Origin of the sequence: Streptomyces sp. CB09001 (assembly GCF_003369795.1) — a bacterium.
In the GTDB taxonomy this organism is placed as follows: domain Bacteria; phylum Actinomycetota; class Actinomycetes; order Streptomycetales; family Streptomycetaceae; genus Streptomyces.
This window is the reverse complement of record NZ_CP026730.1, coordinates 2,646,010-2,663,180: the sequence shown is the minus strand read 5'-3', so window position 1 is coordinate 2,663,180 and position 17,171 is coordinate 2,646,010. Positions and strand designations below refer to the sequence as shown.

Sequence of the window (17,171 nt, the reverse complement as noted above, 5' to 3'; positions counted from 1 at the left end):
CCACAGTTGAAGTCGAAGGGACAACGCGACCCATGAGCGCGTCAGGCGGAACCAGGGCGATCGTGGCGGCACTGCTCGCCAACCTCTCGATCGCGGTAGCGAAATTCGTGGCGTTCCTCTTCAGCGGATCGTCGTCGATGCTCGCCGAGTCCGTGCACTCCCTCGCCGACTCCGGCAACCAGGGCCTGCTGCTCCTGGGCGGCAAGCGGGCCCAGCGCGTGGCCACCCCGCAACACCCCTTCGGCTTCGGCCGCGAGCGCTACATCTACGCCTTCCTCGTCTCCATCGTGCTCTTCTCGGTCGGCGGCATGTTCGCCCTCTACGAGGGCTACGAGAAGATCAAGCACCCGCACGAACTGGAGCACTGGTACTGGCCGGTGGGCGTCCTGGTCTTCGCGATCATCGCCGAGGGCTTCTCCTTCCGGACCGCCATCAAGGAGTCCAACCCCCTGCGCGGCAAGAAGTCCTGGAAGGAGTTCATCCGCCACGCCAAGGCCCCGGAGCTGCCCGTCGTCCTCCTGGAGGACCTCGGCGCCCTCGTCGGCCTGATCCTCGCCCTCGGCGGCGTCGGCCTCGCCCTGCTCACCGGCGACGGCGTCTGGGACGGCGTCGGCACCCTGTGCATCGGCATCCTGCTCATCCTGATCGCGCTGGTCCTCGCCGTCGAGACCAAGTCCCTGCTGCTCGGTGAGGCCGCGGGCGCCGACGCGGTCCGGCAGATCGAGGCCGCGGCCGTCGCCGGGGACACCGTCACCGGCATCATCCACATGCGCACCCTCCACCTCGGCCCCGAGGAACTGCTCGTCGCCGCCAAGATCGCCGTCCGGCACGACGGCACGGCCACGGAGATCGCCTCCGCGATCGACGCCGCCGAGTCCCGCATCCGCGAGGCGGTCCCGATCGCCCGCGTCATCTACCTGGAACCGGACATCTACAGCGAGTCCGAGGCCGCCAAGGGCCCCGACCCCGAGGCGACCCCGGGCGGCCCGACCACCCCGCCCGCCGCCCACTGACCGACCGCCCGCGACCGTCATCACCCTGCGTGAACGTCCGGAAGTGTTCGGAGGCGGACTGGGGACGGCGGGCGCCCGCGGTGTAGCTTGGGACGGAGCCAGACGTCGCTGCTGATGGCGGTCGGGCGGTCCAGGACGGACCGGCCGAGGGAGAGAGGGCCTCCGACGGACTGCGCTGCGCGTACGCGGGCATGCCTGTGTCCTCTTCTGGGCACTCCTGTGTCCGCCGCCGCGCAGGTCAGCCGTACCCACCTCGACCCAACCCGAGGAGCAGCCCGTAATGACGACTGTCGACAACCGACAGGACTTCAAGGTCGCCGACCTCTCCCTGGCCGCGTTCGGCCGCAAGGAGATCACCCTCGCCGAGCACGAGATGCCGGGACTCATGGCGATCCGCAAGGAGTACGCCGAGGCCCAGCCGCTCGCCGGCGCCCGCGTCACCGGCTCCCTGCACATGACCGTGCAGACCGCCGTGCTCATCGAGACCCTCGTCGCCCTCGGCGCCGAGGTCCGCTGGGCCTCCTGCAACATCTTCTCCACCCAGGACCACGCGGCCGCCGCCATCGCCGTCGGCCCGAACGGCACGCCCGACGACCCGCAGGGCGTCCCGGTCTTCGCCTGGAAGGGCGAGACCCTTCAGGAGTACTGGTGGTGCACGGAGCAGGCACTGACCTGGCCGAACACCCCCACCGGCGGCCCGAACATGATCCTGGACGACGGCGGTGACGCCACTCTCCTCGTCCACAAGGGCGTCGAGTACGAGAAGGACGGCAAGGTCCCCTCGGTCGACACCGCCGAGTCCGACGAGCACCGCGTCATCCTCGAGCTCCTCACCCGCACGGTCGGCGAGAGCCCGCAGAAGTGGACCCAGCTGGCGTCCGAGATCCGCGGCGTGACCGAGGAGACCACGACCGGCGTCCACCGCCTGTACGGGATGCACCGCGACGGCACCCTGCTGTTCCCGGCGATCAACGTCAACGACGCGGTCACCAAGTCGAAGTTCGACAACAAGTACGGCTGCCGCCACTCCCTGGTCGACGGCATCAACCGCGCCACCGACGTCCTGATCGGCGGCAAGACCGCCGTCATCTGCGGCTACGGCGACGTCGGCAAGGGCTGCGCGGAGTCCCTGCGCGGCCAGGGCGCCCGCGTGATCATCACCGAGATCGACCCGATCTGCGCCCTGCAGGCGGCGATGGACGGCTTCCAGGTCACGACGCTCGACGAGGTCGTCGACAAGGCCGACATCTTCGTCACCACGACCGGCAACAAGGACATCATCATGGCCTCGGACATGGCCAAGATGAAGCACCAGGCCATCGTCGGCAACATCGGCCACTTCGACAACGAGATCGACATGGCCGGCCTCGCCAAGACCCCCGGCATCGTCAAGGACGAGGTCAAGCCGCAGGTCCACACCTGGACCTACCCCGACGGCAAGGTGCTCATCGTCCTCTCCGAGGGCCGCCTGCTGAACCTGGGCAACGCCACCGGCCACCCGTCGTTCGTGATGTCCAACTCCTTCGCGGACCAGACCCTGGCCCAGATCGAGCTGTTCACCAAGCCCGACGAGTACCCGACCGACGTCTACGTGCTGCCGAAGCACCTGGACGAGAAGGTCGCCCGGCTCCACCTCGACTCCCTCGGCGTCAAGCTGACCACGCTCCGCCCGGAGCAGGCCGACTACATCGGCGTCAAGGTCGAGGGCCCCTACAAGGCGGACCACTACCGCTACTGAGTCACCGGTTCCTCCGAGGCAGGCCCCCGCACCCCCGTGCCGGGGGCCTGCCCCATTGGCGCCGCGTCCGCATCAGCGGCCGGGCCAGCCCGTCACCACCCAGGACACCCATGCCCCGCGGCCGTTATTCGCTCCACGATCCGCACGACCACACCCCCCTCGCGGAAGAACACTTCCAGTGCGCCCCCGGCCCCTCCGGCTGGCGCTACGTCTCCCGGCTGACCACGCCCACCGGGGACCACCACGGCTCCGTCGACCTCGCCCTCGACGAGCTCGGCCGCCCGATCCGCCTGGAACTCCACGCCGCCGACTGGCAGGTCCGCGGCGCCGCCATCGACGGCGTCACCTGGGTCCGGACCGACCCCACCGGAATCCACGCCACCGAAGGCAATGCGCGCGCCCACGCCTTCACCGGCACGTCCCCGGCCTTCCTCGTCGCCGTGACCCGCCTCCTGCGCCTCACCCCCTCCGAATCAGCCACCCGCGTACGCCTCGTCGCCCTCACCGACCCGGTCCTCGCCCCCCGCACCGTGGACCAGTCCTGGGCCTTGCTGAACAGAGAAGCACACGGCACTGACAACGGCCCCCTCACCGTGGACGAATACCAGGTCACAGTCCTGGACACGGGCGAACAGCACACCGTGCACATCGCCGGCGACGTCGTGCTCGCGGCCCCCGGGATCGAGCTGGAGGACCTGGAGACACCACCGTCCGTGTTCCCGTGAGCGGCGTCGGGCGGCCCGGCCTACGCCGGCGGCACGAACCCGGTTCCGGAGCGGCGGTCCGACGGCACGTCCCGTGGCACCGCGGGGCCGCCACCCGGTGACGGCGCGGGCGGCGGGGCAGTCGGCGGAGACGACGGCACAGCCGGCGGGGCGGGCGGCGCGGGAGCCACCGGCACCGACCCGGCAGCCCTCTCGGCCGCCGAAGCGCCGCCGAACGCCCGCCAGGCCTCCCGGGCCTGCCGTTCCTGCAGCACCGCCGCCAGATACGCGGGCGGCGGCACCTCCCGCGGCACCGGAGCCCCCGTACGCGCCGCCACGTCCGCGGCGAGCCGCTCGGCCATGGCCCAGCCGACGCGCGGGTCCAGCTGCCCCATCCGCGCCAGGTACTGACGGACGGCAAGCCACAGATCGTCGGGCACCGCGGACAGGTCGAGCCCCGAGAACCGCCCCGCCAGCCAGGGCGGAGGCGGCGGCATGAAGCCCGCCGACGAGAACGGCACCCTCTCCCGCACGACGAGGGTGCCCGCGAACACGTCGCCGAGCCGCCGTCCCCGCGCCGACACCAGTGAGGCGACACAAGCGATGACGCCGAGCGTCATGAGGATCTCGATCACTCCGATCAAGCCCCGCACCAACGAGTGCCGGAACCGGATCGGCCCGCCGTCGTCCCGCACCACCCGCAGCCCGCACGCCATCTTCCCGAGCGACCGCCCATGGCTCAGCGTCTCGACGGCGATCGGCCCGCCCACCAGTACGAGGACGAAGGCCGCGATCGACAGCGCGGTCTGCGCCGCCACGTCCAGGGACGAGGTGGCCGCCATCAGGGCGACCGTCACCGCCACGTAGACGGCCACGGCCACCGCCAGGTCGAGCAGGACGGCCAGCGCCCTGCTGGGCAGCCTCGCGGGGCGCAGCTCCAGCGCCACGGCCTCGCCCGTCACCAGCTCGCTCACGCCCGCCGTCCTTCCCCTGACTGCCCCCGTCCCCGCCAGTCTGCCAAGCTGAGGACGCACCGCGCCGCAGTACGACAAGCTGATCCACGACGAGCCGCCGACGATAGCCGAGGAGCAGGCACACCGATGGACCTCGACGTCTTCGTCTCCGCCCACCGCGCGGAGTGGGACCGCCTCGACGCCCTCCTCCGGCGCCGGCGCCGGCTGACCGGTCCGGAGACCGACGAACTCGTCGCCCTCTACCAGCGCACGGCCACCCATCTCTCCCTGATCCAGTCCAGCGCGCCCGATCCCCAGCTGACCGGACGTCTGAGCCAACTGGTGGCACGCGCGCGCAGTGTCGTGACAGGCACCCGACGCGCCTCCTGGCGCGACGTCACGCGCTTCCTGACCCAGCAGTTCCCGGCGGCCGTCTACCGTGCCCGCCACTGGTGGGTCCCCACCGCCCTCCTGTCGACCGCCGTCGCGGCCCTGCTGGGGTGGTGGATCGGCACCCATCCGGAGGTGCAGTCCACCATCGCCGCCCCGAGCGAACTGCGCGAGCTGACCCGCCCCGGTGGCCAGTACGAGACGTACTACTCGAGCAATCCGGCCGCCTCGTTCGCTGCCCAGGTGTGGACGAACAACGCCTGGGCCGCCGCGCTCTGCCTCATCCTGGGCGTCTTCCTGGGGCTGCCCGTCATCTGGATCCTCTTCCAGAACATGCTCAACCTCGGTGTCGGCTTCGGTCTGATGTCGTCGGCCGGCCGCCTCGACACCTTCCTCGGCCTGGTCCTCCCACACGGCCTGCTCGAACTGACGGCGGTGTTCGTCGCCGCGGGCACCGGCCTGCGCCTGGGCTGGACCCTGATCGACCCGGGTCCCCGTACCCGGCGCATCGCCCTCGCAGAGGAGGGCCGGGCAGCCATCGGCATGGCGGTCGGCCTCGCCCTCGTCCTCTTCGTGTCCGGCGCCATCGAAGGCTTCGTCACCCCGTCCGGTCTGCCCACCTGGGCCCGCATCACCATTGGCGTCGTCGCCGAGCTGGCCTTCCTGGCCTACGTCTACGTTCTGGGCGGCCGTGCCGCGCGCGCCGGCGACACGGGCGACGTCGAGCCCGCTGAACGCAGCGCCACGGTGCCAACGGCCGCCTGATGTGCATCCACCCCTGGCGAGCTGCTACTGTCCTCTTCGTTCCCGCATGAACCGTTGACACGGAGCAAGCGGGGAGGTAGATTCGAACAGTTGCCTGGAGACGGGTTCATCCCAGAGGGCAGCAGCGAACATCTATCAGCTTCTCCGAATCAACGAATTCGACGAAGCACTCTCCCGATGAATCGGAAACGAAGGCCGGTAAGAACGGCCCGGAAGTTCTGATAAAGTCGGAACCGCCGGAAAGGGAAACGCGAAAGCGGGAACCTGGAAAGCACCGAGGAAATCGGGTCGGAAAGATCTGATAGAGTCGGAAACGCAAGACCGAAGGGAAGCGCCCGGAGGAAAGCCCGAGAGGGTGAGTACAAAGGAAGCGTCCGTTCCTTGAGAACTCAACAGCGTGCCAAAAGTCAACGCCAGATATGTTGATACCCCGACCTGATCGGATTTCCGTTCGGGTTGAGGTTCCTTTGAAGTAACACAACAGCGAGGACGCTGTGAACGGTCGGATTATTCCTCCGACTGTTCCGCTCTCGTGGTGTCACCCGATTACGGGTAAACATTCACGGAGAGTTTGATCCTGGCTCAGGACGAACGCTGGCGGCGTGCTTAACACATGCAAGTCGAACGATGAACCACTTCGGTGGGGATTAGTGGCGAACGGGTGAGTAACACGTGGGCAATCTGCCCTGCACTCTGGGACAAGCCCTGGAAACGGGGTCTAATACCGGATACTGACCCTCGCGGGCATCTGCGAGGTTCGAAAGCTCCGGCGGTGCAGGATGAGCCCGCGGCCTATCAGCTTGTTGGTGAGGTAATGGCTCACCAAGGCGACGACGGGTAGCCGGCCTGAGAGGGCGACCGGCCACACTGGGACTGAGACACGGCCCAGACTCCTACGGGAGGCAGCAGTGGGGAATATTGCACAATGGGCGAAAGCCTGATGCAGCGACGCCGCGTGAGGGATGACGGCCTTCGGGTTGTAAACCTCTTTCAGCAGGGAAGAAGCGAAAGTGACGGTACCTGCAGAAGAAGCGCCGGCTAACTACGTGCCAGCAGCCGCGGTAATACGTAGGGCGCAAGCGTTGTCCGGAATTATTGGGCGTAAAGAGCTCGTAGGCGGCTTGTCACGTCGGTTGTGAAAGCCCGGGGCTTAACCCCGGGTCTGCAGTCGATACGGGCAGGCTAGAGTTCGGTAGGGGAGATCGGAATTCCTGGTGTAGCGGTGAAATGCGCAGATATCAGGAGGAACACCGGTGGCGAAGGCGGATCTCTGGGCCGATACTGACGCTGAGGAGCGAAAGCGTGGGGAGCGAACAGGATTAGATACCCTGGTAGTCCACGCCGTAAACGGTGGGCACTAGGTGTGGGCAACATTCCACGTTGTCCGTGCCGCAGCTAACGCATTAAGTGCCCCGCCTGGGGAGTACGGCCGCAAGGCTAAAACTCAAAGGAATTGACGGGGGCCCGCACAAGCGGCGGAGCATGTGGCTTAATTCGACGCAACGCGAAGAACCTTACCAAGGCTTGACATACACCGGAAAGCATCAGAGATGGTGCCCCCCTTGTGGTCGGTGTACAGGTGGTGCATGGCTGTCGTCAGCTCGTGTCGTGAGATGTTGGGTTAAGTCCCGCAACGAGCGCAACCCTTGTCCCGTGTTGCCAGCAAGCCCTTCGGGGTGTTGGGGACTCACGGGAGACCGCCGGGGTCAACTCGGAGGAAGGTGGGGACGACGTCAAGTCATCATGCCCCTTATGTCTTGGGCTGCACACGTGCTACAATGGCCGGTACAATGAGCTGCGATACCGCAAGGTGGAGCGAATCTCAAAAAGCCGGTCTCAGTTCGGATTGGGGTCTGCAACTCGACCCCATGAAGTCGGAGTCGCTAGTAATCGCAGATCAGCATTGCTGCGGTGAATACGTTCCCGGGCCTTGTACACACCGCCCGTCACGTCACGAAAGTCGGTAACACCCGAAGCCGGTGGCCCAACCCCTTGTGGGAGGGAGCTGTCGAAGGTGGGACTGGCGATTGGGACGAAGTCGTAACAAGGTAGCCGTACCGGAAGGTGCGGCTGGATCACCTCCTTTCTAAGGAGCACATGGCCGACTGCAGGCAAATGTTCTGCACGGTTGCTCATGGGTGGAACGTTGACTACTCGGCACGGGTCTTCTTGATGGATCACTAGTACTGCTTCGGCGTGGAACGTGGTCTCGGAGAGGGGTTCGTGTCGGGCACGCTGTTGGGTATCTGAGGGTACGGCCGTTGGCCTGCTTTCAGTTGCCGGCCCCAGTGCACTCGGGATGTAGGTTTCGGGGTGATGGGTGGTTGGTCGTTGTTTGAGAACTGCACAGTGGACGCGAGCATCTGTGGCCAAGTTTTTAAGGGCGCACGGTGGATGCCTTGGCACCAGGAACCGATGAAGGACGTGGGAGGCCACGATAGGCCCCGGGGAGTCGTCAACCAGGCTTTGATCCGGGGGTGTCCGAATGGGGAAACCCGGCAGTCGTCATGGGCTGTCACCCGCTGCTGAACACATAGGCAGTGTGGAGGGAACGCGGGGAAGTGAAACATCTCAGTACCCGCAGGAAGAGAAAACAACCGTGATTCCGGGAGTAGTGGCGAGCGAAACCGGATGAGGCCAAACCGTATACGTGTGAGACCCGGCAGGGGTTGCGTGTGCGGGGTTGTGGGATCTCTCTTTTACGGTCTGCCGGCCGTGAGACGAGTCAGAAACCGTTGATGTAGGCGAAGGACATGCGAAAGGTCCGGCGTAGAGGGTAAGACCCCCGTAGTCGAAACATTAGCGGCTCGTTTGAGAGACACCCAAGTAGCACGGGGCCCGAGAAATCCCGTGTGAATCTGGCGGGACCACCCGTTAAGCCTAAATATTCCCTGGTGACCGATAGCGGATAGTACCGTGAGGGAATGGTGAAAAGTACCGCGGGAGCGGAGTGAAATAGTACCTGAAACCGTGTGCCTACAAGCCGTGGGAGCGTCGGGGTGGAGCTTGCTCCATCCTCGTGACTGCGTGCCTTTTGAAGAATGAGCCTGCGAGTTTGCGGTGTGTTGCGAGGTTAACCCGGGTGGGGAAGCCGTAGCGAAAGCGAGTCCGAACAGGGCGATTTTAGTAGCACGCTCAAGACCCGAAGCGGAGTGATCTAGCCATGGGCAGGTTGAAGCGGCTGTAAGAGGTCGTGGAGGACCGAACCCACCAGGGTTGAAAACCTGGGGGATGACCTGTGGTTAGGGGTGAAAGGCCAATCAAACTCCGTGATAGCTGGTTCTCCCCGAAATGCATTTAGGTGCAGCGTCGTGTGTTTCTTGCCGGAGGTAGAGCACTGGATAGGCGATGGGCCCTACCGGGTTACTGACCTTAGCCAAACTCCGAATGCCGGTAAGTGAGAGCGCGGCAGTGAGACTGTGGGGGATAAGCTCCATGGTCGAGAGGGAAACAGCCCAGAGCATCGACTAAGGCCCCTAAGCGTACGCTAAGTGGGAAAGGATGTGGAGTCGCACAGACAACCAGGAGGTTGGCTTAGAAGCAGCCACCCTTGAAAGAGTGCGTAATAGCTCACTGGTCTAGTGATTCCGCGCCGACAATGTAGCGGGGCTCAAGCGTACCGCCGAAGTCGTGTCATTGCAGCAATACGGCCAACGCCGGCTGTGATGGGTAGGGGAGCGTCGTGTGCCGGGTGAAGCAGCCGTGGAAGCGAGTTGTGGACGGTTCACGAGTGAGAATGCAGGCATGAGTAGCGATACAAACGTGAGAAACGTTTGCGCCGATTGACTAAGGGTTCCTGGGTCAAGCTGATCTGCCCAGGGTAAGTCGGGACCTAAGGCGAGGCCGACAGGCGTAGTCGATGGATAACCGGTTGATATTCCGGTACCCGCTGTGAAGCGTCAAACATCGAGCATCGTGATGCTAAGGCCGTGAAGCCGCCCTGATCTCTTCGGAGTTGAGGGGAGTGGTGGAGCCGCCGAACCAAGCGGTTAGTAGGTGAGTGATGGGGTGACGCAGGAAGGTAGTCCATCCCGGGCGGTGGTTGTCCCGGGGTAAGGGTGTAGGCCGTGCGGTAGGTAAATCCGTCGCACACATGGCTGAGACCTGATGCCGAGCCGATTGTGGTGAAGTGGATGATCCTATGCTGTCGAGAAAAGCCTCTAGCGAGTTTCATGGCGGCCCGTACCCTAAACCGACTCAGGTGGTCAGGTAGAGAATACCGAGGCGTTCGGGTGAACTATGGTTAAGGAACTCGGCAAAATGCCCCCGTAACTTCGGGAGAAGGGGGGCCACACTCGGTGACCGGATTTACTCCGTGAGCTGGGGGTGGCCGCAGAGACCAGCGAGAAGCGACTGTTTACTAAAAACACAGGTCCGTGCGAAGCCGTAAGGCGATGTATACGGACTGACGCCTGCCCGGTGCTGGAACGTTAAGGGGACCGGTTAGCTCCATTTCGGTGGGGCGAAGCTGAGAACTTAAGCGCCAGTAAACGGCGGTGGTAACTATAACCATCCTAAGGTAGCGAAATTCCTTGTCGGGTAAGTTCCGACCTGCACGAATGGCGTAACGACTTCTCGACTGTCTCAACCATAGGCCCGGTGAAATTGCACTACGAGTAAAGATGCTCGTTTCGCGCAGCAGGACGGAAAGACCCCGGGACCTTTACTACAGTTTGATATTGGTGTTCGGTTCGGCTTGTGTAGGATAGCTGGGAGACTTTGAAACTCGCACGCCAGTGTGGGTGGAGTCGTCGTTGAAATACCAGTCTGGTCGTGCTGGATGTCTAACCTGGGTCCGTGATCCGGATCAGGGACAGTGTCTGATGGGTAGTTTAACTGGGGCGGTTGCCTCCTAAAGAGTAACGGAGGCGCCCAAAGGTTCCCTCAGCCTGGTTGGCAATCAGGTGTTGAGTGTAAGTGCACAAGGGAGCTTGACTGTGAGACCGACGGGTCGAGCAGGGACGAAAGTCGGGACTAGTGATCCGGCGGTGGCTTGTGGAAGCGCCGTCGCTCAACGGATAAAAGGTACCCCGGGGATAACAGGCTGATCTTCCCCAAGAGTCCATATCGACGGGATGGTTTGGCACCTCGATGTCGGCTCGTCGCATCCTGGGGCTGGAGTCGGTCCCAAGGGTTGGGCTGTTCGCCCATTAAAGCGGTACGCGAGCTGGGTTTAGAACGTCGTGAGACAGTTCGGTCCCTATCCGCTGTGCGCGTAGGAGTCTTGAGAAGGGCTGTCCCTAGTACGAGAGGACCGGGACGGACGAACCTCTGGTGTGCCAGTTGTCCTGCCAAGGGCATGGCTGGTTGGCTACGTTCGGGAGGGATAACCGCTGAAAGCATCTAAGCGGGAAGCCTGCTTCGAGATGAGGACTCCCACCCCCTTGAGGGGTTAAGGCTCCCAGTAGACGACTGGGTTGATAGGCCGGATCTGGAAGCACCGTGAGGTGTGGAGGTGACCGGTACTAATAGGCCGAGGGCTTGTCCTCAGTTGCTCGCGTCCACTGTGTTGGTTCTGAAACCACGAACAACCCCACGTCCACAGCGTGGTGCGGTTGAGTGTTTCATAGTGTTTCGGTGGTCATAGCGTAGGGGAAACGCCCGGTTACATTTCGAACCCGGAAGCTAAGCCTTACAGCGCCGATGGTACTGCAGGGGGGACCCTGTGGGAGAGTAGGACGCCGCCGAACAATCATTGCGAGGAGACCCCGCACCGGGAACGGTGCGGGGTTTTCTGCGTTCAGGGGTCGTTGAAGTGGGACTGAACTGGGCGGGGCCACAAGGCCCCGCCGTTTTTTATAGGCGGCCTGCGGCTTTGAGTTCCAGGTAGGCGTCCGCGAGTGCCGGAGGAAGCTCGTCCGGGGTCGCGTCGACGACCGTGACGCCGTGCCGGCGGAGCTGGTCGGCGATGTGGCGGCGCTCGGACTGGGCCTGTGCGGCCGCCGCGGCCTCGTACACGGCATCTGTGTGGCCGCGGGCCGCGGCCATGGCGGAGACGTGCGGGTCGGCCACCGAGGCCACGAGGACCGTGTGGCGCTGGGTCAGCTGTGGCAGGACGGGGAGCAGCCCTTCCTCGATCGGGGCCGAGTCGAGAGTCGTGAACAGGACGATCAGGGACCGGCGAGGGGCCGACCGGAGAGCGGTGGCGGTGAGGCCACGCGCGTCGGTCTCCACCAGCTCGGGTTCCACGGCCGCCAGGGCGTTGACCAGGGAGGGAAGAAGATCGCCGGCGGTGCGGCCCTGGAGCAGGGCGCGTACCCGGCGGTCGTAGGCGAGGAGGTCGACCCGGTCACCGGCGCGGGAGGCCAGGGCGGCCAGGAGCAGGGCGGCGTCCATGGCGGCGTCGAGGCGAGGGGCGTCTCCCACGCGACCGGCCGAGGTACGGCCGGTGTCGAGGACGAGCAGGATGTGCCGGTCGCGTTCGGGGCGCCAGGTGCGTACGGCGACGGTGGAGTGGCGGGCCGTCGCGCGCCAGTCGATGGAACGGGTGTCGTCGCCGGGGACGTACTCGCGCAGGCTGTCGAACTCGGTGCCCTCACCGCGGGTGAGGACGCTGGTGCGGCCGTCGAGTTCGCGGAGCCGGGACAGCTTGGAGGGGAGGTGCTTGCGGCTGGTGAACGGGGGGAGGACGCGTACCGTCCAGGGGACCCGGTGGGTGCCTTGGCGGGTGAGGAGGCCCAGGGGGCCGTACGAGCGGATCGTGACGCGGTCGGCGTGGCGGTCGCCGCGGCGGGTGGGGCGCAGGCGGGTGGTGACGCGGCGGCGTTCGCCGGCGGGCACGGTCAGGCTGTGGCGGGAGGCCACCGTCTCGGTGCCGGGCTGCCAGCTGCTGGGCGGCCACGCGTCGCGCAGGCGGGCCCGGAGCGGGCGGCCCGACGGGTTGGTGACCGTCAGGGTCACATCGGCGGTGTCACCCAGGCGGGCGGACGTGTCGCCGGAGCGGGTGAGGCCGAGGCGGCGTACGGGGGCGGCCAGGGCGAAGTCGCAGGCGCAGGCCGCGGCCAGCGGGGCGTTGACCGCGAGAATGCCCGTCCAGCTGGGATCCCAGATGCCGACGGGGACGGAGGCCAGGGCCGCGATGAGCGCGGCGCGTCCGGTGAGTGCCATCAGCGGGGAACGGGGACGTGGGCGAGGATCGCGTTGATGACCGAGTCGGCGGTCACGCCCTCCATCTCGGCCTCCGGGCGGAGTTGTACGCGGTGCCGGAGGGTGGGGAGGGCCAGGGCCTTGACGTCGTCGGGGGTGACGTAGTCGCGGCCGGTGAGCCAGGCCCAGGCGCGGGCGGTCGACAGCAGGGCCGTGGCGCCGCGCGGGGAGACGCCGAGGGTGAGGGACGGCGAGTCACGGGTGGCGCGGCAGATGTCGACGACGTAGGCGGTGATCTCCGGGGAGACCGTCGTCTTGGCGGCCTCCGAGCGGGCGGCCTCCAGGTCGGCGGCGCCGGCGACGGGGCGTACGCCGGCGGCGTGCAGGTCGCGCGGGTTGAAGCCGGCCGCGTGGCGGGTGAGGACGTCGATCTCGTCCTGGCGGGTGGGGAGGGGGACGGTGAGTTTGAGGAGGAAGCGGTCCAGCTGAGCTTCCGGGAGGGGGTAGGTGCCCTCGTACTCGACCGGGTTCTGGGTGGCCGCGACGAGGAAGGGCTCGGGGAGCGGGCGGGGCGTGCCGTCCACCGTGACCTGGCGTTCCTCCATGGCTTCGAGGAGGGACGACTGGGTCTTCGGGGGAGTGCGGTTGATCTCGTCGGCGAGCAGGAGGTTGGTGAAGACCGGGCCCGGCTGGAAGGAGAACTCGGTGGTGCGGGCGTCGTAGACCAGGGATCCGGTGACGTCGCTCGGCATCAGGTCGGGGGTGAACTGGACGCGTTTGGTGTCGAGTTCGGTGGCCGCGGCGAGGGTGCGGACGAGCAGCGTCTTGGCGACCCCGGGGACGCCTTCGAGCAGGACGTGACCGCGGCAGAGCAGGGCTACGACGAGGCCGGTCACGGCGGCGTCCTGGCCGACCACGGCCTTGGCGATCTCGGCGCGCAGGGCTTCGAGGGCGGCGCGGGCGTTGCCCGGGGCCGCGGACTGCCCGGCGTTGTCAGTGCTCGGGTCCATCATGGACGGCGTACCTCTCTTTCGAGGGCGTCGAGTTGGTCGGCGAGTGCGATGAGGGCCGCGTCGTCGCCGGGCGGCGGGCCGAAGAGGAGGGTGTGCAGGGCCTGTCCGTCGCCGTGTGCACCGTGGAGGTGGGCGGACAGGGCGGGGAGCAGGGACTCGGGCGTGTGCGCCTGGGTGACGGGGACGCCTACGAGGGGGGCGAGGCGGGTGCGGGTGGCGGAGCGAAGAGCGGTGGCGGCGCGGTCGCGGGCGTTGGCCTTGCGGTAGAGGCGGGCGCGGCCTTCGACGGTTTCGGAGGCGCGGATCGCGACGGGAAGTTTTTCGGGCACCAGGGGGCCGAGTCGGCGTGCCCGCCACAGGGCGGCGAGGGCGGCGGCGATGAAGAGCTGCAGGGTGCCCCAGAGCCAGCCGGACGGGAGCAGGTCGAAGAAGCCGCGTTCGTCGTCCGGGTCCGGGAGGTCGGAGAGGGAGGGGAGGTACCAGACCAGGTGGTCGCGGGAGCCGAGGAGTTGGAGAGCGAGCGAGGCGTTGCCGTGCTCGTCGAGGTGGTTGTTGAAGAGGATGTCGCGGGCGCCGAGGACGACGGTGTCGCCCGGGGTGCCCTCCGCGGACGCCTTCGTGGACGGGGCGGGGATGCGCAGGAGGGTGGCCAGGCGCCGGCTGGGGTAGCAGGCGTCGGCTTCGAGGTGGGTGCTGTAGCGGATGCCGCCGGTGTCGGCGCTGCCCGCGCGCCGTGCGGCGGGCAGGTCGCAGGCGGGGGCCAGCGTCGAGTCGACGCTGAGCGCGGGGTCGGCGGTGACGCCGGGGGCGAGGCGTTCGACGGCACCGCCGCCGGGGGCGACCAGGACGGTGCGGCCGCCGGAGCCGGTCGTCGCCGAGTGCAGCCGCGTCTGCTGGCGTTCCGTCAGGAGGTCGGGCACGGCGACCAGCAGGGTGGTGTCGGGTCCGGCCGCGGCCCGTGCTTCGTCCAGGGTGGTGACCACGCGCGTGGAGACCCCCCGGTCGGCGAGGAGTTCGGCGACGGCGCGGCTGCCGTAGGGGTCGGCGGAGCGCGGGTCGAGTTCCCCGTGCCGGGCGTCCGAGCGGACGACCGCGATGGCGACGGCCCCGACGAGCAGCAGGACCAGGGCGAGTGCGATGCCCCGCGCGCGGGTCCACACCTGGCGGGCGGTGGGCGAGGCCGCGGTGGTGGGAAGCGTGGCCTCGGTGGTCATTCGGCGGCTCCCCGGCGGGTGTCCCGGTCCGTGGCATCGCCCGTGCGGCCGCCTGCCGTGCTGCTCGCCAGGTCCGGCTTGCTGCGGTCCAGGTCGTGGTCGAGTTCGGTGAGGCGCCGGTACGACTCTTCGCTGCCGGGCCGGCCGCCGTATGCGACGTCGTCGAAGTCCCGTGCGGCGGCGCGCAGCCGGTCCTTGTGGGCCGGCAGGGCGTGGCCAGCCTCGGTGGCCGCCTCGTCGGCGGTGCGGCCGGGGCGGATGTCGAGCAGGGCGCGTTCCTCGAGGGCGCGGACGACGGCCCGCATGCGTTCCTGGACCGCCTGGTTCCAGTGTCCTTGGGCGGCGTGTGCCTGGGCGGCGGCGCGGTGGTCGGCGGCGCTGCGGGGACGGTCGTCGAAGAGGGCGGGGGCGGAGACGGGTCCGCGGCGTGGGGTGCCCAGGCGCCACCAGAGGGCGCCCAGCGCCGCCAGGACGGCTACGACGACGACCACCAGGCCGAGCGTTCCCCCGGGTGTCGCGGTGGACGCCTTGCCGAACAGCTCCTCGACCCAGTCCCAGAAGGCGTTCAGGGCCCGCTGGAACCAGCTGGGGTCGTTCTCGTGGTACATCCGCTTGGACAGCTCGCGCCGCGCGGCCTCCCGCGCGGGGTCGCGCGGGATCGTCACCGGTGGTTCGTCGCCGGAGCGCGACACCGTTCGTGCGGCCGTGCGTGCCAGCACCTCCGTGAGAACTCCCCCCGCCGGACCCACCCCGTCAGCTCCCCGGGACGGCGCCGGAGGCACCGGAGCCCTGCGGGCCGGAGCCCTGGGCCCCGGCGGCGCGGGCCAGTTCGAGGTCGAGGGCCTCGCGGCGGATGCGCTGATCGATGTAGAGCAGCACGGTCACGCCCGCCGTGATCGGGAAGGTGATCATGGAGCCGATCACCGAGCCGATGCCGCTGACGACGAGGAACGTCCAGCCGAGGTCGCCGGTGCCGTCCAGGAAGCCGCCGACGCCGTCGCCGCCGAGGGTCGCGGCGAGGAAGGCGAAGGGGATGACGATGATCGACGCGACGACGTTGGCGATGACCGTGGCGAGCAGCTGGATGCCGAAGACGCGCCACCAGGAGCCGCGCACCAGCTTCACCGAGCGGCCCATCGCCTTCTTGATGCCCTGCTTCTCCAGCATCAGCGCGGGGGACGCCAGCGAGAAGCGGACCATGAGCCAGACCGCGACGACGCCGCCCGCCAGGAAGCCCAGGGCGGTCAGGGCCACTCCGGCATCGCCGCCCGCGGTGGCGGTGACGAGGAGACCGGGTGTCATACCGGCCGTGACGAGTCCGGCGACGATGAGGAGCAGCAGGAGGATCAGGCCGAACAGCTTCAGCACCTGCGGGCGGGCGTCGCGCCAGGCCTCGCCGGTGGTCACCGGCCTGCCGAGTACGGCGCGGCTGGTGACGGTGGTGAGCAGGGCCGTGGCCAGGACGGTGCCGATCAGGGAGATCAGGAAGATGACCCCCGAGTTGATCGTGGTCTCGGCCAGCGCGTCGCCGAGTTCGCTCAGGGTGGCGTCGGGGTCGTTGAGGGCCTCGCTGCCGGTGTCGTCCAGGACGAGGCCCTGGAGCAGCACGACGATGACCTCGGTGAAGATGGCGACGGTCAGGGAGATGCCGAGGACGGTGCGCCAGTAGGTGCGCATGGTGGAGACGGCGCCGTCGAGGATCTCGCCGACACCGAGCGGGCGGAGCGGGATCACGCCGGGCTTGGCCGCGGGCGGGGGACCGCCCCAGCCGCCTCCCCAGCCGCCGTGTCCACCGGGGGCGCCGTAGCCCCCTCCCTGGCCGCCGTATCCGCCGGGGCGCCCGGGGCCGCCGTAGCCTCCGTAGCCGCCTCCGGGGGGTCCGGGCGGCGGGGTGCCCCAGCCGGGGCCGGGCGGTGGGGGAGGCGCGGCCTGGCCCCGGTCCGCGGGGCCGGTGGGGGCGGACCACTGGCCGGGAGGCGGCTGTTCCTTGGACCACTTCGTGCCGGGGCTCGTCGGGTCCGCACCCGGTCGGTCCGCGGGCGGCGCGGGCTGATCGGGGCCGGCGGGGCGGTCGGCGGGCTCGGCGGGGCCGGACGCGCCGGGCTCGTGCCCGTCGGAGGGGGCGGATCCGGGCGATGCCCAGCCCGGAGTGTCGTTCATCGTCGCTCCTTCACGGTGCGCGTCCGCGGTCGCGGCGGCGGGTTGGCAGCCATCGTGCCATGGGGGCGTCGGGTGCGGACCGGCCGCGGTAGGGGCTGCGCACCTTCAATTGTCCGTCGTACAGAGGGCAGACTG

Annotated in this window: 10 protein-coding genes and 3 rRNA genes; 7 read left to right on the top strand and 6 right to left on the bottom strand. The window is 67.8% G+C overall.

The features are described 5' to 3' along the window. Positions 1-32 precede the first annotated feature (32 nt). From C4J65_RS12280 to C4J65_RS12270, 3 genes are all read left to right on the top strand, one after another. On the top strand, positions 33-1,013 hold the full coding sequence (locus tag C4J65_RS12280) for a cation diffusion facilitator family transporter (protein WP_115742444.1): 981 nt from the start codon (positions 33-35) through the stop codon (positions 1,011-1,013). A 280-nt stretch (positions 1,014-1,293) separates the two neighbouring features. Beyond that, positions 1,294-2,751 carry an adenosylhomocysteinase gene (ahcY, locus tag C4J65_RS12275; RefSeq protein ID WP_115742443.1) on the top strand — a complete coding sequence of 486 codons (1,458 nt, stop codon included), beginning with the start codon at positions 1,294-1,296 and terminating at the stop codon, positions 2,749-2,751. 110 nt (positions 2,752-2,861) lie between these two features. Then, the gene (locus C4J65_RS12270) at positions 2,862-3,476 is read left to right on the top strand and encodes a hypothetical protein (RefSeq protein WP_115742442.1); all 615 of its coding nucleotides are present in this window, start codon (positions 2,862-2,864) and stop codon (positions 3,474-3,476) included. Positions 3,477-3,496: 20 nt separating this feature from the next. Here the strand turns inward: C4J65_RS12270 and C4J65_RS12265 are convergent, their stop codons facing one another. Beyond that, positions 3,497-4,429 (bottom strand): RDD family protein, encoded by a 933-nt coding sequence (locus C4J65_RS12265; RefSeq protein ID WP_115742441.1) that lies wholly within the window; start codon positions 4,427-4,429, stop codon positions 3,497-3,499. A gap of 126 nt (positions 4,430-4,555) precedes the next feature. Here C4J65_RS12265 and C4J65_RS12260 point away from each other — a divergent pair, with 126 nt between their 5' ends. From C4J65_RS12260 to rrf, 4 genes are all read left to right on the top strand, one after another. Beyond that, entirely contained in the window at positions 4,556-5,563 is a 1,008-nt protein-coding gene (locus C4J65_RS12260) for a stage II sporulation protein M (RefSeq protein WP_115742440.1), read from the top strand. A 559-nt stretch (positions 5,564-6,122) separates the two neighbouring features. Next, positions 6,123-7,649, top strand: a 16S ribosomal RNA gene (locus C4J65_RS12250). 281 nt (positions 7,650-7,930) lie between these two features. After that, positions 7,931-11,052, top strand: a 23S ribosomal RNA gene (locus C4J65_RS12245). Between the two features lie 84 nt (positions 11,053-11,136). Further along, positions 11,137-11,253, top strand: a 5S ribosomal RNA gene (rrf, locus tag C4J65_RS12240). The 16S, 23S and 5S rRNA genes sit together here, the layout of an rRNA operon. Positions 11,254-11,359: 106 nt before the next feature. On the opposite strand, the gene C4J65_RS12235 is transcribed toward rrf, so the two are convergent. The 5 genes from C4J65_RS12235 to C4J65_RS12215 are packed head-to-tail and all read right to left on the bottom strand — an operon-like array spanning position 11,360 to position 17,036. After that, positions 11,360-12,670 (bottom strand): DUF58 domain-containing protein, encoded by a 1,311-nt coding sequence (locus tag C4J65_RS12235; RefSeq protein WP_115742439.1) that lies wholly within the window; start codon positions 12,668-12,670, stop codon positions 11,360-11,362. Then, the gene (locus tag C4J65_RS12230) at positions 12,670-13,662 is read right to left on the bottom strand and encodes a MoxR family ATPase (protein ID WP_162833153.1); all 993 of its coding nucleotides are present in this window, start codon (positions 13,660-13,662) and stop codon (positions 12,670-12,672) included. The genes C4J65_RS12235 and C4J65_RS12230 overlap by 1 nt, the downstream gene beginning before the upstream one ends. Beyond that, positions 13,659-14,876 (bottom strand): DUF4350 domain-containing protein, encoded by a 1,218-nt coding sequence (locus C4J65_RS12225; protein ID WP_162833152.1) that lies wholly within the window; start codon positions 14,874-14,876, stop codon positions 13,659-13,661. The genes C4J65_RS12230 and C4J65_RS12225 overlap by 4 nt, the downstream gene beginning before the upstream one ends. After that, complete coding sequence (locus C4J65_RS12220; RefSeq protein ID WP_240330410.1) at positions 14,873-15,595, bottom strand: DUF4129 domain-containing protein; 723 nt, start codon at positions 15,593-15,595, stop codon at positions 14,873-14,875. The genes C4J65_RS12225 and C4J65_RS12220 overlap by 4 nt, the downstream gene beginning before the upstream one ends. 34 nt (positions 15,596-15,629) lie before the next feature. Further along, positions 15,630-17,036 (bottom strand): glycerophosphoryl diester phosphodiesterase membrane domain-containing protein, encoded by a 1,407-nt coding sequence (locus C4J65_RS12215; protein WP_115742437.1) that lies wholly within the window; start codon positions 17,034-17,036, stop codon positions 15,630-15,632. Between the last annotated feature and the right edge of the window lie 135 nt (positions 17,037-17,171).

Excerpts from the sequence above, each read along its gene's own strand:
- C4J65_RS12230 (WP_162833153.1), bottom strand. The coding sequence starts at position 13,662 with ATGATGGACCCGAGCACTGACAACGCCGGGCAGTCCGCGGCCCCGGGC.
- C4J65_RS12215 (WP_115742437.1), bottom strand. The coding sequence starts at position 17,036 with ATGAACGACACTCCGGGCTGGGCATCGCCCGGATCCGCCCCCTCCGAC.
- ahcY (WP_115742443.1), top strand. The coding sequence starts at position 1,294 with ATGACGACTGTCGACAACCGACAGGACTTCAAGGTCGCCGACCTCTCC.
- C4J65_RS12280 (WP_115742444.1), top strand. The coding sequence starts at position 33 with ATGAGCGCGTCAGGCGGAACCAGGGCGATCGTGGCGGCACTGCTCGCC.
- C4J65_RS12270 (WP_115742442.1), top strand. The coding sequence starts at position 2,862 with ATGCCCCGCGGCCGTTATTCGCTCCACGATCCGCACGACCACACCCCC.
- C4J65_RS12260 (WP_115742440.1), top strand. The coding sequence starts at position 4,556 with ATGGACCTCGACGTCTTCGTCTCCGCCCACCGCGCGGAGTGGGACCGC.
- C4J65_RS12235 (WP_115742439.1), bottom strand. The coding sequence starts at position 12,670 with ATGGCACTCACCGGACGCGCCGCGCTCATCGCGGCCCTGGCCTCCGTC.
- C4J65_RS12225 (WP_162833152.1), bottom strand. The coding sequence starts at position 14,876 with ATGACCACCGAGGCCACGCTTCCCACCACCGCGGCCTCGCCCACCGCC.